Genomic DNA, 16,341 nt, shown 5'->3' with positions numbered 1-16,341 from the left:
ATTTTTTTCACACTAAGGAGAAACACTAAAATCCCAAAGCTCTTCTAAATTGACTTGCATATGTTTGACTGACTTGAATTTTGGAATTGTCCTTCATTATTAGTAAAAATGTAGAATGAAAATCAGGAAGGATCTCTTGTATATAGTTGATATTGACGATGTACGAACGATGTACACGAATGAATAAATCATTAGGTAAAATGAATTCCAATTCACTTAGGTTCATTTTATGAAATCCACTCACGCGTTCGGACTGAATTTTAGTTTTCCTATTTTGAGCTTCCAAATACATAATTTGATCATATGGAAGCGGTATCCAGTGATCATCTATTTTAATGGTCAAGAATGATGTCGGTAAAATTAATGGCTTTGTTGGCAAAATGGCTGTTACCGCGCCTAAAGGATTGCCCTCGTCCATGATAGGCACACTCAACCCATAGTAAGGTACACCAAACACATTACTTTCCACTTGCACCCCAATTTTTTTACGAACACTCAACGCTTTATATGTCGCCGTGTTTTCACTAATTCGATCACCCGGTTTTATTCTAAGGTCAACTTGTTTGCTCGGTTGATAATAGATGTATTTTTCGGAATCAGCAACAGAAATTGAAGCATCCTTCGGTACAAACTCCCTGATGATATTTAAAACGGATTCGACCGTAAATTGATCCATTTCCCTTCACCTCTTAAAAGAACATATTAATAATTTCCCCATCATCAAACAGGGCAATAGCAAAATGATTCATAGATTTTTGGAGCACTTACATTTTTTTGAATTTAATTTCTCGCAAAATAAAGAAAAAATGAATTAACTAAGCGAAAAGTGTCAAAAAAAGCAATAAAATTGAATTTAAATTTATATCCTTATCCATTATAGTTGGAAACACCCCCGATTTCCATGGGGGATTCAAGAAAAAAGTTTCCTTATATAGCAAAATTCATTTTGAAGCTATAATTTTAAATGCCACTACTGAGGGCGGGCATCAAAAGCATAAAGAAAGCCGTTCTCCTGCAGATAGGATAACGGCTGAAAGGTTATTTTTTAAAACGGGAATTTTGAAACGCGGATTTCATTCGAAGGCATAAAATTTCTTCTAGATTTTTCAGTGGTAATTCCAATAAAAAGGGTCGGTCATCAGGTTGATATACATCCTCTGAAATGAGCGTATTAACGATCTTCTGTTTTTTTGCATTAACAATTCGGACCAGTCTCCCCATTTTCAGCTCCCTTTCTTAATCTATTGGCTCCGGCACATTCGGTCGGAGTTATCACTGCATTAGATTTCATTCTTTAACGCATCATGACCTTCTTTTCCGGTACGGATATTCACAACATTCGCCAATTCATAAATGAAGATTTTACCGTCACCCGGTTTACCGGTGCTTAAGAATTTTCTTGCTACATCCACAACATCCTGAACTGGCACTTCACACACGACAATTTCGATTTTCATCCGGTCATGCAATGACATTTCCCGGTTTCTGCCTCTATATGTTTCCACATAACTTTTCTGAAGACCAGTTCCTTTTACTTCCGATACAGTCATTCCGCTTACCCCTATTTTTGCAAGTTCCGCTTTGAATTGTTCAAACTTGATAGGACGTGTAATGATTTCTATTTTCGTTAAAACCTCGGACATATGATCAACCCCCTTTTAAATTGATTCATGATAGGCCTTTTCTCCATGAAGTGTAAGATCAAGCCCCATTGACTCATCTTCCTCACTGACACGTAACGGAACGAACAGGTTAATGACTTTAGCAATGACATAAGTGACCACGGCAACGAAAATATAAGTCGCAACGATTGCTACAAGCTGCTTCCACAATAAGTTGAAATCTCCATAGAATAAACCATTTGCCCCGTTTTCGTTGACGGAAGTGGTCGCGAATAAACCTGTAGCGATGCCACCCCATGTACCACCGATCCCATGTAATCCGAAAGCATCCAGAGCATCATCGTAACCCAGTTTATTCTTCAGGAAGAATACACCCCAGAAACATACAGCACCGCCAACGACCCCGATGATGATGGAAGAAGCGGGCGTTACGAATCCACAAGCAGGTGTAATCGCAACCAACCCTGAAATAGCTCCTGATACTGCACCAAGCAACGTTGCCTTCTTATTAGCCATATACTCGACGATCAGCCAGCCTATGATACCAGCTGCTGCTGCAACGGCTGTATTAACGAATACATTCATGGCCACTTCATTGATTGTCAGTGCGCTACCGACGTTGAAGCCATACCAACCGAACCAAATTAGTGATCCGCCAAGGAATGTTAAAGGAAGATTATGTGGCGCACTGTCCCCTGACTCTTTCCTTTTACCTAACATGATTGCTAATACCAGACCGGCAACCCCGGAAGATATATGAACAACGTTGCCGCCTGCAAAGTCAAGTGTACCCATCTCCGCTAACCAGCCCCCACCCCATACCCAGTGAGCAACAGGAGCGTATACGAATAAAGACCAAAGGATCGTAAAAATCAAGAATGCAGAAAACTTCATCCGCTCGGCAATGCCACCTGCAATGATCGAGACTGTTAAAACGGCAAAAGTCATTTGGAATAACATGAATAAACTATGAGGAATTGTTTCGCTGTATGGACCAGGTTCGAAGCCTACATCTTTTAAACCAACCCAGTCCAAGCCGCCCAGGAGTGTATTTCCAGGTGAAAACGATAATGAATACCCAATCAGTACCCAAAGAATCGAAATGACTGCCAGCGGCATGTAACTATGCATCGCCGTATTCAGGACATTTTTACTTTTTACCATCCCTCCATAAAACAGGGCAATCCCTGGTGTCATTAGCCAAACCATCATCGTCGCCAAAAACATGAATACCGAATCTGCCATTTGCATATTGTTTTCCCCCTTGTTTTTTGTATATGTTATGTTTATTAACACTATTATGTTATGTTTTTTATCATATACTTAATTTTCTAATAATTCAACTGATTTTTTGTATTTCATTAAAAAATGTAAGGTTATATAACATCTCCCATGAATAAAGAACCGTAAAATTTCATTTTTTGGTACTTTTCAAGATTTTTTCAGTCCATCACCGTTACATTTCCCCCTCTACTTATGTCCGACTTCATAAGATTCAACTAAAAAAGGGCCCTCTTATTTGAGGGCCCTTCAAAATATATTCAGTTAACAGCAACGAGACACCTTGCCACCCTTTGCGTTATACCGTTCATCCTGGGCTTCGCAGAAAAATTCTTTCCTGGTTTTTACAGGATCATCAGGATGGTGCACGCTCATATGTGCCACATAGGTATCATAACTTGGAACGCCGACAAGCAAACTGACGAATTGCTTTCTGTAGCTGAGAATCTTAACTAATCTTTTCAACATGGCCATTCCTCCCTTATGATGTCCTTCTTGATACATAAGGCGATTCATGTAAATCTATTTTCTGGTTCTTCAAGACTTTTATCCATAACCTAATGGCAGAAATCAGGACAGTGATCACAACGATCATGAAGATGGCACAAAGGGCTGCATCCACATAATCATTGACGATAACCCGTTTCATCTCGGCTAGATTTGCTGCCGGAGCAAGAACTTCCCCACTATCATAGGCCGCTTTAAATTTATCCTTATGCGCTAAAAAGCCTATCGCCGGGTTTTCGTGGAACAGCTTTTGCCATCCAGCTGTCATGGTCACTATCAATAAGAATGTAGTAGGGACGAGTGTGACCCATGTGTACGCTTTTTTGCCCATTTTGAAAAGGACTGTCGTCCCAAGCAGCAATGCAATGGCGGAAAGCATCTGATTCGCAATTCCAAACAATGGCCAAAGGGTATTGATCCCGCCAAGAGGATCTATGACCCCTTGATAAAGGAAGTATCCCCAACCGATTACACAAATGGCAGTTGCAATAATATTGGGCAGCCATTTATTCGTTTCGGCAAATGGCTTGTAAAAGGTGCCGATAATATCCTGTATCATAAAACGCCCTACCCTTGTTCCCGCATCAATGGTGGTCAATATGAACAATGCCTCGAACAGGATCGCAAAATGATACCAGAACGCCATCAGGGACGCTCCACCAATCACTTGCGAGAAGATATGGGCCATACCGATTGCAAAGGTTGGAGCCCCTCCAGTTCGGGATAGAATGGTCTCTTCCCCAACATCATCCGCAAGGCCAGTAATCATTTCAGGTGTCAAAATGAAACCCCAATCGGATATCGTAGCAGCCACTTGAGCCGGCTCCGTACCTATAACGGCCCCCGGGCTATTAATGGCAAAATAGATCCCTGGCGTAAGTACACAGGCTGCTATCATCGCCATGATGGCTACAAAAGATTCAGTCAACATCGCCCCGTACCCGATTGGACGTGAATGGGATTCGCGTTCAATCATTTTAGGAGTTGTACCCGATGAAACGAGTGCATGGAATCCAGATACCGCTCCACAAGCGATCGTAATGAATAGGAACGGGAATAAATTTCCGGAAAATACGGGGCCTGTTCCATCAATGAATTGAGTGACGGCAGGCATTTCAAGGCTCGGCATGACTATAAAGATTCCTAGTGCAAGTCCGATGATCGTACCGATTTTCAAGAATGTGCTTAAGTAATCACGCGGTGCCAATAGCATCCATACCGGCAAAACGGAGGCAACGAATCCGTATACAATCAACATGATGGCGATCGTTTCCCCACTGAAAGTGAACATTGGCGCCAACGTAGCGCTTTCGGATACAAAGCGGCCGAAATATAACGCAAGCATCAATAGTACGATTCCAATAATCGATCCTTCACCAACCCGTCCCGGCCGTATATAGCGCATATAGATGCCCATAAGGACTGCAATCGGTATGGTCGAGGCAATCGTGAACATCCCCCATGGACTGCCCACCAGCGCTTTAACGACAACCAGGGCAAGTACCGCTAATAAAATAATCATGATACCCAGGATGCCGATCATTGCTATCAAACCTGTAATCGGACCAATTTCCTCTTTGATCATTTCTCCCAATGACTTGCCGTTACGGCGCATCGAACCAAAGAGAATGATGAAATCCTGAACGGCACCAGCTAATACAACTCCGACTACAAGCCAAAGCGTCCCTGGCAAATATCCCATTTGCGCTGCAAGGATGGGGCCTACAAGAGGGCCAGCTCCTGCAATTGCTGCAAAATGGTGGCCAAACAGCACCCATTTATTTGTAGGCACGTAGTCCTTCCCATCATTATTCGCTTCAGATGGAGTCTGGCGATTATCATCTAGCTCAAACACTTTCTGTGCAATGAATTTACTATAAAAGCGATAGGCAATTGAATAAACACAGAGTGCTGCAGTGACAATCCACATGGCATTGATGCTTTCCCCTCGGTTTAGCGCGACGACACCAAAACTCACCGCACCCACTGCTGATATGATCCCCCAAAGAATAACCGACTTAAGCGCTTTCATTTTTTTCCATCTCCTCTCTATTAAACTAGTGATCAACTATAAAAAAATCTTCATTTTACAGGGTGTTAGGGCTATATTCCGCCTCGTGACGTTAAATTTAAAGAATTTTATATATATTCTGAATTATATGTTATCATAAGGTTTTTTAGCAATAGTAATTTAGTCAAATTGTAAAGTATTTTCCATTATTTTGTCGATATTTACCTCTTTCCCCACAATACAAATGGCCGCAGGTATTATACGGAAAAAGACCTGAAAAGGCTCGAGAAAATCTGTCTACTCAAAAGCCTTTCGGTCTCTTTGGATGATATAAAAACCGTATTGGATAAAAAATCCTTCAAAGAATTGCTCCTCCATCAACAACAACAGACGTTTGCGAGCATAGAGGAAGCGGAAAACAATGAGACGGAATGCAATCCCCAAGTTTAAGTTCGTGTTTTACAGGACAACGCAAAAAATGTGCGCCTGACGGCACACATTTTTTTCATCCGGTCTGATTTTCCTTTAATGAACTGCGATAGAGATCGTAATAAAAACCCCTTTGCTTCAACAATTCATCATGTGATCCCTTTTCAATGACCTTTCCTTCATCAAGCACCAGGATTTGATCACTTTGCTGAATCGTATTCAATCGATGGGCAATGACAAAACTTGTCCTCCCCTCCATCAAACGGTGTAATGCTTCCTGGATTTTAAGCTCGGTAATCGTATCTATGCTACTTGTCGCTTCATCCAAAATCAATAGAACGGGATCGGCTAAAATGGCCCTGGCAATCGATAAAAGCTGGCGCTGTCCCTGACTGATTCCACCGCCATCCTGATTCAAGATGGTATCATATCGTTCTGGCATTTTCATGATAAAGGAATGGGCATTGGCAAGCTTCGCTGCATCCACCACTTCTTCATCTCCCGCCTCCAGTCGACCGTAGCGGATATTTTCACGAATCGTACCCTGAAATAAAAAGGAATCCTGTAAAACAAAACCCATATGCTTGCGGAGACTTGATCTGGTCACCTGCTGGATATTCTGGCCATCAATCAAGATCCGGCCGTTGTTTGGCTCGTAAAAACGGGCAAGAAGATTAATGATCGTTGTCTTACCGGCCCCAGTGGGACCTACAAGCGCGATGGTCTCCCCTTTTTCTGCATGAAAACTAACATCATATATCGTTTGGTCCTCATCATTGTATGAAAATGTAACACCCTCAAAGTCCACCTCACCACAGACATCCCGAAGTTCAGAGGCCTGTTTCTCATCCACTTCTTCTTCTTTTTCATCAAGTATGGTGAAAACCCGCTCAGCACCAGCAACAGCTGAGAGGAGTGTATTGAATTGATTAGCCAGGTCATTGAGCGGACGGGTGAATTGCCTTGAATACTCGGTGAAAATGACAATGACCCCGATGGAAACCGTGCCTATGCCACTCAACGCCAAAAACCCGCCGACTGCGGCAATTACCGTAAAACTTAAGTTGTTGAGTAAATTCATCAGTTTTGGAATCAGCCCGGAGTATGATTGTGATAGAAATCCGGCTTTCTTTAAGTTTTCACTCCGGGTGATAAAATCACGGATCACTTTATCTTCCTGCGAAAAAGCCTTTACGATCCGTTGTCCCGAAATCGTTTCTTCTATAAACCCATTCAGTTCTCCAAGGTTCTTCTGCTGTTCTTTAAAAAGCTTTCCCGTCCGGTTCGTTATCCACCTCAGCCCGAAGAACATAAGAGGAACGATGAATAAGGTTAAAACAGTCAATAGAGGGCTTAAATACAACATCACTCCAATCGTCCCGACCAGTGTCAGCACACTTGAAAAAATCTGGATCACGGAACTATTCAAAGTGGAACTGACGTTTTCTATATCATTCGTGACCCTACTCATCAATTCCCCATGCTGACGCCGGTCAAAAAAGGGAATGGATAACTGGTGAAGTTTCTTGAACAATTGATTGCGCATCGCATAAACCGTATCCTGCGCGATTCCGATCATCCAATAATTCTGAAGCCACATGGATAGGGAATAGAATAGATAGACTCCGAGAAGCCCGATAAGAAGGCTGAACAGCCCCTCGCTATCCTTTGTAACAATATAATCATCGATCGCCATCCCAACAAGAAAGGGGCCGAGCAATCCCAAAACGGAGCTTACCAGTACCATGAAAAGGACACAAAATAGCAGGCTTTTATTCGTTGCTAAGTAGGGGATGATCCTTTTTATCGTATTCCATGAATTGACCGGTTTTGACTTTACCTTAACGGGAGATATTCTTGGACTCAAGAGAAACTCCCTCCTCCCCAAACTGTGAGTGAACGATTTTTCGATAAAGATCACTTGATTGAATCAAATCCTGATGTTTCCCTAGTGCAAGCACTTGACCATTTTCCAGTAACAAGATTTTGTCCGCCTCCATGGCTGTGCTGATTTTTTGTGTAATGATGAGCGTTGTGCATGTATAGGCCTTTAAAGCGGCGAGTAATCTACTTTCCGTTTTCAAATCCAGCGCACTCGTACTATCATCCAGAATGAGAATCTTCGGTTTGCGCACCAATGCTCTCGCAATCGATAACCGCTGTTTTTGCCCTCCGGACAGATTCACTCCTTTTTGCCCTAACTGCGTTTCATATTGTTTCGGGAGTTTCATGATGGTTTCATGAACCTGGGCATGCATGGCTGCTGCCATGATTTCCTCCATTGATGCCCCTTCTTTTCCCCAGGCAACATTACTTTTTATGGTTCCTGAAAAAAGAAGGGCTTCCTGCGGTACATAGCCAATCCTTTTCCGCAGCGAATTCAAGGGAATATCTTTCACATCCTGGCCATCTATTTGAATGGAGCCGCTTTCAACTTCGTATAATCTCGGAATCAGCTGGAACAAGGATGTTTTCCCTGATCCCGTCGCTCCTATGATGGCAAGCGATTCTCCCGGATCGATAGAAAAGTTCAAGTTTTTCAATACCGGTGCATCGGTTCCAGGGTAGCGGAAAGATACATCCAGGAACTTTATGCCTCCCCCATTGACGGCCTCACTCTTGCTTTCCAACTTACCCTCATCAATATCTATCGGGGTTTCAAATATTTCCGTCACACGTTCCGCGGAAGCCTTCGCACGGGAAATGACCATGATCAGCCATGAAAAAACGGAAAGTGATGCCGCAATCCTTGTGGCATAGTTTACAATCGCCACAACTTCCCCTACCTGTATATCTCCCGTTGTAATAAATTCGCTTCCAAGCCAGAGAATGATCAGAATTGCCACATTCATGACCAGCATCAGTACAGGCATGGTCGTTTCAATTAAACGAAGGGAAGACATAGTCTTTCTTTTCAACTCGTCATTTGCATCGTCAAACCGTCCAATTTCATGCTCCTTACGAAGAAAGGCTTTGATCAAGCGCATGCCTATCAGGTTTTCCCTCATGACACCGTTGACATTATCGAGCTTTTTCTGTACGAGCTTAAATAGAATAGCCGCTCGTTTCATAACCCAGCCAAGAAAAAAAACAAGAACCGGAATCGAAATGACCAAAACAAGGGAGAGTTTAAAATCTACCGCAATGGCCATTATCGCCCCGCCGATTACGATCAATGGCGCCCTTGCCATGATACGCAGGCCCATAAAAACCGTATTTTGAAGTTGGGTCACATCATTCGTCATCCTTGTGATCAACGAGGAAGTCGGGATATTATTCAAATTCGCAAAAGAAAACGCCTGTATCTTACCAAAAAGGCTTTTCCTGACATCATGTCCAAAACTCTGACTTACATGTGATGCCGTAAAGGAATTAACGATCCCGCCAATAAATGAAAAAATGGAAAGTCCAACCATGACGCTTCCCCATTTAATCACCACCGATAAATCTTTCTGTAAAATGCCATCATCAATTATTTTTGCTATAAATAGAGGTTGTAACAGTTCTACACCGAGCTCGACAATCATTAAGATTAAAGCAAGAATGATCAAGAGCCAGTACGGCTTAAGAAATGAGGCCAGTTTTTTCATCTATGACACCCTTCGATTCTTCATATGTAGATAGCATCTTTTCATCCTCTCATTATACATTTTTATACAGATTTTTTAAAAGATTTTAACTGATTCAAAGGATTAGTAAATAACTTGATTTTTTTTTAATAAATACTCTTGACAAATAACAGGAAATAAGCGAAAATTCTAATTGATAATGATTTTCAATTTCATTATTGATCTCTGAAATTTGATAAGCAATTACGATAATCTCTTATCGTACCCTTTTGATATTGTACATAGATACAATGTCGCCCCGGCTTCTCTGTGCCTAGTAAAAATTATATGCTCATTAGCGAATGCAAGTCACTGGAATATTGCCCCCTCTTTATTCAAGTAATTTATTCACGTTGGAAGCATATTAGGCAGCCGGGGACTATTTTTTTTAAAAAAACTAATGAACTTACATATATGATTAAAGGAGCAGGATGATCATGAAACTTGAAGATATCATTAAAGAACGGCGCAGCATTAAGCGATTTAAGGACATTCCTGTTCCTATTGATACCATCCAATCATTATTGGAAACGTCGACATGGGCACCGAACCATAAAATGACCCAGCCTTGGCGCTTCGTCGTGGTACATGGCGAAAGCCGTTTAAAACTCGCAGAAGCAACCCGTGCTTTTATGGCAGGCAAAGAGAAGGACCCTGAAAAGAAAAACGCAGCCGGACAGCGAGGATATAATAAACTTATAGATGTACCGATGTTTGTCGCAGTGATCATGGAAGAGAATCCGAATCCAATGACACGTGAAGAAGATTATGCAGCTACAAGTGCCTTGATCCAAAATTTCAGCCTGCTTGCCTGGGAACAAGGAATCGGGATGATATGGGAAACATACGGCATGATCCACAGCATGGAGTTTCGTGAAGCTTTAGGCGTTAAACCTGGCGAGAAAATCGTAGGCAGCCTTCATGTTGGCTATCCCGACATGATCCCTGCCCCACGCCCCAGGAAAGAGATCGATCAACTCCTGACAATTATGGACTAACCTAAAAGGAAAGCCTCCAATCTTCTATTTGGAGGCTCAGACTGTAGACAAACTCGATGAAAATCGAGTTTGTCTACAGTTTTTTTATGGCTTTACAATTTGAACGTTGATTTCCTCTCCAGGCACTCGCTTTCCGCGGGCGGTCCGGGGAGCCTCCTTGGCTTACGCCTGCGGTGTCTCCCCTTGACGCGCTTTTCCCGCAGGAGTCTCGCACCTTACGCTCCAATCAACTTTGTTTTAATATATAGATAGAACTTATTCCTACAGTCTTTTTTGTATTAAATATAGAAGTATTAAACTTGAGGTGATAAGGTTGGCTTTCTAAACATGATTCTATTCAGCGAAATCAACTCGAAGTAATTATTTTAAACCAATTGGGGGATAACATCCAGAAGCAGCATTTGTCTTAACTTTATAGTCTTTCCTTGCTTTATAGTACGAATATACCATACCAATTCACTGCAATAAGTATCCGCGTCTTTTAGCTCAGATTTAATATCCCCATACGGTCATTGCCACTACCATAAAGTACCAGATGAAAAGTCCAGCCATATGTATAGTGACTAAAAGATTGATCACAAAAAAACCCCCTTCTAAAAGGAGGTCACTGATCTATTATACTCAAAAGAACTCGTGATATAATGCCTGAATTGCCGTCTCTTCGTTGTGCCCTTTCACACCGAACATCATACTTACCTCCGAAGAGCCCTGGTTGATCATCTCAATATTAACCTTAGCTTCGGCCAAGGCTTTTGACGCTCTTGCCGTTGTACCGACATTATGGCGCATTCCTTCCCCTACAACCATGATCAAGGCAAGATCATGCTCCACATTCACTTCATCGGCATGAAGCTCTTTCTTGATTCGGGAAATGATTTTCTTCTCGACTTCACCTTTCATCTGGTCCTGCCTTAGAATTAGCGTCACATCATCGATGCCTGATGGAATATGCTCATATGAAACTCCATAATCTTCAAGGATGTGCAGCAGTTTCCGGCCAAAACCAACTTCCCGGTTCATCAAATATTTGCTAATGTAAATGCTGCAAAATCCTTTATCACTCGCAATCCCAATAACGGGCCCGTTCGTATTATCCCGTGTATTCACAATGCGTGTCCCTTGTGCCGCCGGATTGTTCGTATTCTGGATATGGACAGGTATTCCCGCACGGAATGCAGGAATCAGCGCCTCATCATGAAATACCGAGAAACCTGCATAAGAAAGCTCACGCATTTCACGATAGGTTAATTCCCGGATTCCCTTCGGATTGGAAACCACATTTGGATTCACCGCATAAACGGCATCCACGTCCGTAAAGTTCTCATACAAATCAGCTTTGACCCCATTCGCAAGAATCGAACCAGTAATATCGGAACCGCTTCTTGAGAAGGTTAACACATCACCATCTAACGTATAACCGAAGAACCCTGGGAATACTACGATTCCAGGCTCTTCACGAAGAGCATATAACCGATCATAAGACTCCGGCAGCACCTTGGTAAATCCACCTTCATCCGTTACGATCAAGCCGGCCTTCTTTGGATTTATATACTTTGCCTCTACCCCACGGCTTTGAAAATAACCTGCGACCAGCTTCGCATTATTATCTTCGCCACTGGCCTTTAAAGCATCCAAATAGCGCTTCTGGTTAGATTGGTCAGCATGCAGCAGTGCCATTAAATTTTCATGAATCCCAGTGATGACACTCTCGGATATATCCAGCTCTTCAGCAATGCTCGCATAGCGGGATACGACATCTTCTATCAAATGCTCTCCGTTATCCCCGCGCAGCTGCTGTTCCGCAGCTTCAATCAATAAATCCGTCACCTTTATATCATCGGAATTGCGTTTCCCTGGAGCCGAAACGACTACAATCTTTCTCTCTGGATCAGAAACAACAATTTCGAATACCTTCCTCAACTGTTCACCTGACGCAAGTGAACTTCCACCAAACTTTGCAACTTTCATCTCGACATCCCCTATTTTCGTAAATATTCTGTCAAAATCAACTCTCCCTATTATTACGCTTTTTCTCGAAACAATCAAGTGGGAATTCCATTATAGGAGGACATTTGTATTTTTAAAAAGGACAAAACATCAGGACGACTGATCCAGAATAGTTAAAAACAAAGAAAAAGACAATGGGCATATGCCCATTGTCTCTCCTATTCTTTAGCGATTATCCACAGTTTCCGGGTATAAGTCATGGTTCATCAAGCGGTAATTCGCCATTTCCTCATACTTCGTACCTGGTTTTCCATAATTCGTGTAAGGGTCGATGGAAATTCCGCCCCTAGGTGTAAACTTGCCCCAGACTTCAATATATTTAGGGTCCATCAATTCGATTAAATCATTCATGATGATGTTCATGCAGTCTTCATGGAAATCACCGTGATTGCGGAAGCTGAATAAATAAAGTTTCAAAGACTTGCTTTCCACCATTTTCACACTGGGAATATAGCTGATGTAAATGGTAGCAAAATCCGGCTGGCCCGTTATCGGACATAAGCTAGTGAATTCCGGGCAATTGAATTTAACGAAATAATCCCGGTTCGGATGCTTGTTATCGAATGACTCAAGGATTTCAGGCGCATAGTCAAATGTATATTTTGTTCCTTGATTCCCAAGCAGTGTGATATCTTTTTTTAATTCTTCTTCTTTTCTTCCAGACATGAAAAGTCCTCCTAATCCCACGTTTCAGGGAGATTCATAAAATGGGCCTCTATATAACAAAAACCATATCTCCTCAAAGATATGGTTGATTCGCGAAAAATATCAAATCCATAGTTTTTTTAAGAGGGTGATGCTATGAACCTCTCCCGTTTATCGGGAAATATTTTAAAATTGTCTTAGTAAATATAAAAAAAAATAGTCAATCTGTCAATGCAACTCTCTTAAATTGGGTTTGATTCCTTTATATATTCAGTTTAAAATGGAAAAAGCAGTTCAACCTATAAGAAAGAAGAGAATATACACATGTGGATTTTTGCAGCACTCATTACCAGCTTATGTTTCGGAATCAATAACAGCATTTTCAAATGGAGTAGCGGAAAAAGCTATTCAAAGATACATATCCAATTTTTCTTTTATTTTTCAGCTTTTATTTTATCCATTGCTTATGGAGTATTTATGGATGGTTTACAGCTGAACTGGCTGTCCATCATGCTTGGTGCAGCAATTGGTGTACTGAACGCTAATGGTAACATCCAGATGGCAAGCGCCTTTGAAAAAGGTCCGGCAAGCTTGACATCACCATTAATCGCAGCTAATGCTATATTCCCCATACTCTGTGCAGCTTTAATTTTTCACGAACATATTTCTTCCTTGCAGTGGAGTGGAATCGCCTGCATGCTTCTCGCTACATTAGTCATCCAGTATACACCTAACGCCAAAGGTAACCATCAATATGTCCCTTGGATCATGCACACATTATTCTCCATCTTATCATTTGGTGTGCTCGGAATTCTAATGACGACATCAACACGTCTTCACTTAAACTCCCTTGATATCTTAGTATCAATGTATGGAGGCGGAATGCTTTATCTTCTTTCGGCTCTGGCCTTTAAAAAAGAAAAAATCAAGCTAAAGGAAGTCAAAATCGGTTCCTTGGTAGGTTTTTTAAGCATGATAGGCTATGGATGTTATTTCTTTGCATTGAACACCGGGATCGCAAGCATCATTTTTCCTGTCGTCAGCCTGAACTGTTTAGTTGTCGTATTCGCTGGATGTTATTTATTCAAGGAAAAACTAAAAACCTATCAAATTGCCGGTGTTCTTGCTGCATTAATCGGTATTATTTTAACTAAAATATGAATATAGTTCATTTTACAAAAACAACCTGGCTGTCATGTGTACAAGCCAGGTCATTTTCTATTTAAACGGGAAATGGGGCAGGTCAAAAAAAAAATGTTGACACATCTGTAAAAGTATCAGATAATTTTGAATATTAAATCTCAACTTTTGCTAATTCCGCAATGTTTGAAAAATCTCCTCCCAAGGGTATAAAAGAAGTAGTACAACCATCCCATTTAATACTAGAAAGGAACGATGCATAATGGAAAAAGTTACAGTAACAGTTGATTTCCAAGGAAAATCTTATCAAACTAACGTACTTACTAAACCGGGTACTAATCAAGAAGAAATTTTACAACAAGCCCTTCAACAAGTGGAAAAACAATGGAAAGCATAAAAAAGCAGGCATCGATTTAGATACCTGCTTTTTTTATTACCTTTTTAGATATAACTCACCAAAATCACTATGCACTTTGTTTTTATATTAATTAACAATTAAAACCCTTTTCAATCCTGATTTCTGTATTTCATTTGTATTCTCTAAAGAACCCTCGATAGCGATTTTCCCATATAATCCACATAATTATTTTTTCTTGTGACAATAATTTTAAGACGTTTTTACGTTACAACAATCAATTTGAATAACAAGTAATTTAGAAATTAAGACGATTTTTTTAAAGAACGCCTCAGTTTGTCGAAAAAATGGGATACGGAATGGCCTAATCCCGTATCCCTATCGCGATTACCGAGGGAAGCATTACGATCTTTTTAAAACAGACAGGGTATACTCCAAGATACTTTTCTCTTTAATATGGGATGAAACCTCACTGGATTGAAGAAATTCGCGACACTCCTGCCGAAAAACCAGCTTACCGAGTCACCAAAGACGCATGCGGCGAGGTGGCTTTGCAGACAGTCGGCGGAAAGGGAGCGTCTGAAAACAACTGGAACCTTTTTAAATAAAAAAACTGTAGGCAAATTCGCTTTTCTTTCGAGTTTGCCTACAGTCTGAAATGTTCTTTTTTAAAGATCGCCATTTTTAATGTTCTTTTAATTTAAACTTAATGGCATAGAGCGTTCTTGGAGGCTATCGGAAAGCAGACTATACGAAACTAATTTCTTCCTGTACTGCTTAACTACATCCACACGGTCGTTGTACATGTACACAAATAACCTAACATCTTTTTTACCTCTTTTAGTATCAATGACTAATGGAGTCCCACTGTTCTCTGGATGTAAAAACAATTGCTCATTACCAGGGAATATATGATTCTTTTTCAAAAATTTAGCCTTATTAAAATAATTAATAACTTTTATTTTATCTTCACTTTCCAAACGTCTTCCGTCAAAGGTTACGATTGCATTCTCGTCACTAAGTTCTGAATGTATTTTAAATTTGCTGATAATCCAATTCACTGCATCGGTTGGAAGGCAGGTTACTAATAATTTAAGCAAACTTAATAGAATTGTCAAAATCAAAACCGGCAATGTCATATTTCATCATCTCCGCTACGTCATATATTAATTTCTTATATAGATTATTATATCAAAGGATCAGATAGTTTTTCTTAGAAAATGTGTCTGTTATATTAACGTTTTACTTTAGTAAAACATTGCACTTTAAACGCACGGGAGCGCTTCAAAAAAAGTAAATTTTGCCCTTATAAATATAATATTCCGAAATGGTTATACTAAACAAAATGGTTTCATCCACACCCTTCTTAACTAATTTCTATGAACGAAGTGATTAGAGTGGTATAAATACAAAAAAACTGGGCGTCATCAAGACGCCCAGCTTTTCAATCGATTATTGATATCCCCAAATCATTGTTAGCATTGTACCGAAAATTGTAACCAATGCTACGAACAATCCGTAATAAACATTTGTGTAAATCGATGCTTTATCTTCAGACTCACCTGCGTGCATGAACATAACCAATTGCAGTGCAGCTTGCATGAAAGCTGTAACAAGCAGGATGATCACACCCATTTTAAGTGAGAGATCAAACACAATAACTGATAGTGCGACCACAGTCAGGACTAGTGAGAAGGCAAATCCCATAACTTGGCCCCGTGGGAATAATTCTTTCATA

Annotated in this window: 15 protein-coding genes, 1 pseudogene and 1 riboswitch; of the genes and pseudogenes, 5 read left to right on the top strand and 11 right to left on the bottom strand. The window is 40.8% G+C overall.

The genetic code is table 11. From position 1 onward, the window contains the following. Window positions 1-25: 25 nt before the first annotated feature. The 5 genes from ACDZ29_RS13350 to ACDZ29_RS13330 form a co-directional block, all read right to left on the bottom strand. The gene (locus ACDZ29_RS13350; RefSeq protein ID WP_375091012.1) at window positions 26-676 is read right to left on the bottom strand and encodes a LytTR family DNA-binding domain-containing protein; all 651 of its coding nucleotides are present in this window, start codon (window positions 674-676) and stop codon (window positions 26-28) included. A 604-nt stretch (window positions 677-1,280) separates the two neighbouring features. After that, window positions 1,281-1,643, bottom strand: a complete 363-nt coding sequence (locus ACDZ29_RS13345) for a P-II family nitrogen regulator (RefSeq protein ID WP_289323566.1) — start codon at window positions 1,641-1,643, stop codon at window positions 1,281-1,283. 15 nt (window positions 1,644-1,658) lie between these two features. Next, complete coding sequence (locus ACDZ29_RS13340) at window positions 1,659-2,873, bottom strand: ammonium transporter (RefSeq protein ID WP_289323565.1); 1,215 nt, start codon at window positions 2,871-2,873, stop codon at window positions 1,659-1,661. Window positions 2,874-3,167: 294 nt separating this feature from the next. Continuing rightward, window positions 3,168-3,371: a YbdD/YjiX family protein gene (locus ACDZ29_RS13335; protein ID WP_289323564.1), complete on the bottom strand. Its 204-nt coding sequence runs from the start codon at window positions 3,369-3,371 to the stop codon at window positions 3,168-3,170. A 13-nt stretch (window positions 3,372-3,384) separates the two neighbouring features. After that, window positions 3,385-5,442 (bottom strand): carbon starvation CstA family protein, encoded by a 2,058-nt coding sequence (locus ACDZ29_RS13330; protein WP_289323563.1) that lies wholly within the window; start codon window positions 5,440-5,442, stop codon window positions 3,385-3,387. A 177-nt stretch (window positions 5,443-5,619) separates the two neighbouring features. On the opposite strand from ACDZ29_RS13330, the pseudogene ACDZ29_RS13325 reads away from it, so the two are divergent. Both ACDZ29_RS13325 and ACDZ29_RS13320 read left to right on the top strand, forming a co-directional pair. Continuing rightward, window positions 5,620-5,715: pseudogene (locus ACDZ29_RS13325) on the top strand (MerR family transcriptional regulator); the annotation flags it as partial. A 27-nt stretch (window positions 5,716-5,742) separates the two neighbouring features. Beyond that, window positions 5,743-5,871, top strand: a complete 129-nt coding sequence (locus ACDZ29_RS13320) for a hypothetical protein (protein WP_375091011.1) — start codon at window positions 5,743-5,745, stop codon at window positions 5,869-5,871. A 55-nt stretch (window positions 5,872-5,926) separates the two neighbouring features. Here the strand turns inward: ACDZ29_RS13320 and ACDZ29_RS13315 are convergent, their stop codons facing one another. Both ACDZ29_RS13315 and ACDZ29_RS13310 read right to left on the bottom strand, forming a co-directional pair. Beyond that, window positions 5,927-7,717, bottom strand: coding sequence for an ABC transporter ATP-binding protein (locus ACDZ29_RS13315; protein ID WP_375091010.1), 1,791 nt, complete (start codon window positions 7,715-7,717; stop codon window positions 5,927-5,929). Then, a complete protein-coding gene (locus tag ACDZ29_RS13310) occupies window positions 7,692-9,440 on the bottom strand; it encodes an ABC transporter ATP-binding protein (protein WP_375091009.1) in 1,749 nt (582 codons plus the stop codon). The genes ACDZ29_RS13315 and ACDZ29_RS13310 overlap by 26 nt, the downstream gene beginning before the upstream one ends. 455 nt (window positions 9,441-9,895) lie before the next feature. Between ACDZ29_RS13310 and ACDZ29_RS13305 the strand changes: the two genes are divergently transcribed. After that, a complete protein-coding gene (locus ACDZ29_RS13305; protein WP_375091008.1) occupies window positions 9,896-10,456 on the top strand; it encodes a nitroreductase in 561 nt (186 codons plus the stop codon). Window positions 10,457-11,077: 621 nt separating this feature from the next. On the opposite strand, the gene ACDZ29_RS13300 is transcribed toward ACDZ29_RS13305, so the two are convergent. Continuing rightward, entirely contained in the window at window positions 11,078-12,424 is a 1,347-nt protein-coding gene (locus ACDZ29_RS13300; protein ID WP_375091007.1) for an aspartate kinase, read from the bottom strand. Between the two features lie 204 nt (window positions 12,425-12,628). Continuing rightward, a complete protein-coding gene (gene queF / locus ACDZ29_RS13295) occupies window positions 12,629-13,129 on the bottom strand; it encodes a preQ(1) synthase (RefSeq protein WP_034305880.1) in 501 nt (166 codons plus the stop codon). 104 nt (window positions 13,130-13,233) lie between these two features. Further along, window positions 13,234-13,279: riboswitch (PreQ1 riboswitch) on the bottom strand. A 153-nt stretch (window positions 13,280-13,432) separates the two neighbouring features. Here queF and ACDZ29_RS13290 point away from each other — a divergent pair. Then, the gene (locus tag ACDZ29_RS13290) at window positions 13,433-14,269 is read left to right on the top strand and encodes an EamA family transporter (RefSeq protein WP_375091006.1); all 837 of its coding nucleotides are present in this window, start codon (window positions 13,433-13,435) and stop codon (window positions 14,267-14,269) included. Window positions 14,270-14,510: 241 nt separating this feature from the next. Next, the gene (locus ACDZ29_RS13285) at window positions 14,511-14,645 is read left to right on the top strand and encodes a BA3454 family stress response protein (protein WP_289323557.1); all 135 of its coding nucleotides are present in this window, start codon (window positions 14,511-14,513) and stop codon (window positions 14,643-14,645) included. Between the two features lie 653 nt (window positions 14,646-15,298). Here the strand turns inward: ACDZ29_RS13285 and ACDZ29_RS13280 are convergent. Together ACDZ29_RS13280 and qoxD are read right to left on the bottom strand one after the other, a co-directional pair. Continuing rightward, entirely contained in the window at window positions 15,299-15,742 is a 444-nt protein-coding gene (locus ACDZ29_RS13280; RefSeq protein ID WP_289318143.1) for a YfmQ family protein, read from the bottom strand. 313 nt (window positions 15,743-16,055) lie between these two features. After that, window positions 16,056-16,340: a cytochrome aa3 quinol oxidase subunit IV gene (gene qoxD / locus ACDZ29_RS13275; RefSeq protein WP_289323556.1), complete on the bottom strand. Its 285-nt coding sequence runs from the start codon at window positions 16,338-16,340 to the stop codon at window positions 16,056-16,058. Window position 16,341: the final 1 nt, after the last annotated feature.

Origin of the sequence: Peribacillus sp. RS7, from assembly GCF_041956845.1 — a bacterium.
Taxonomy (GTDB): Bacteria; Bacillota; Bacilli; order Bacillales; family DSM-1321; genus Peribacillus.
The sequence above is the reverse complement of the archived record's forward strand: the minus strand, read 5'-3'. Positions and strand labels throughout refer to the sequence as shown.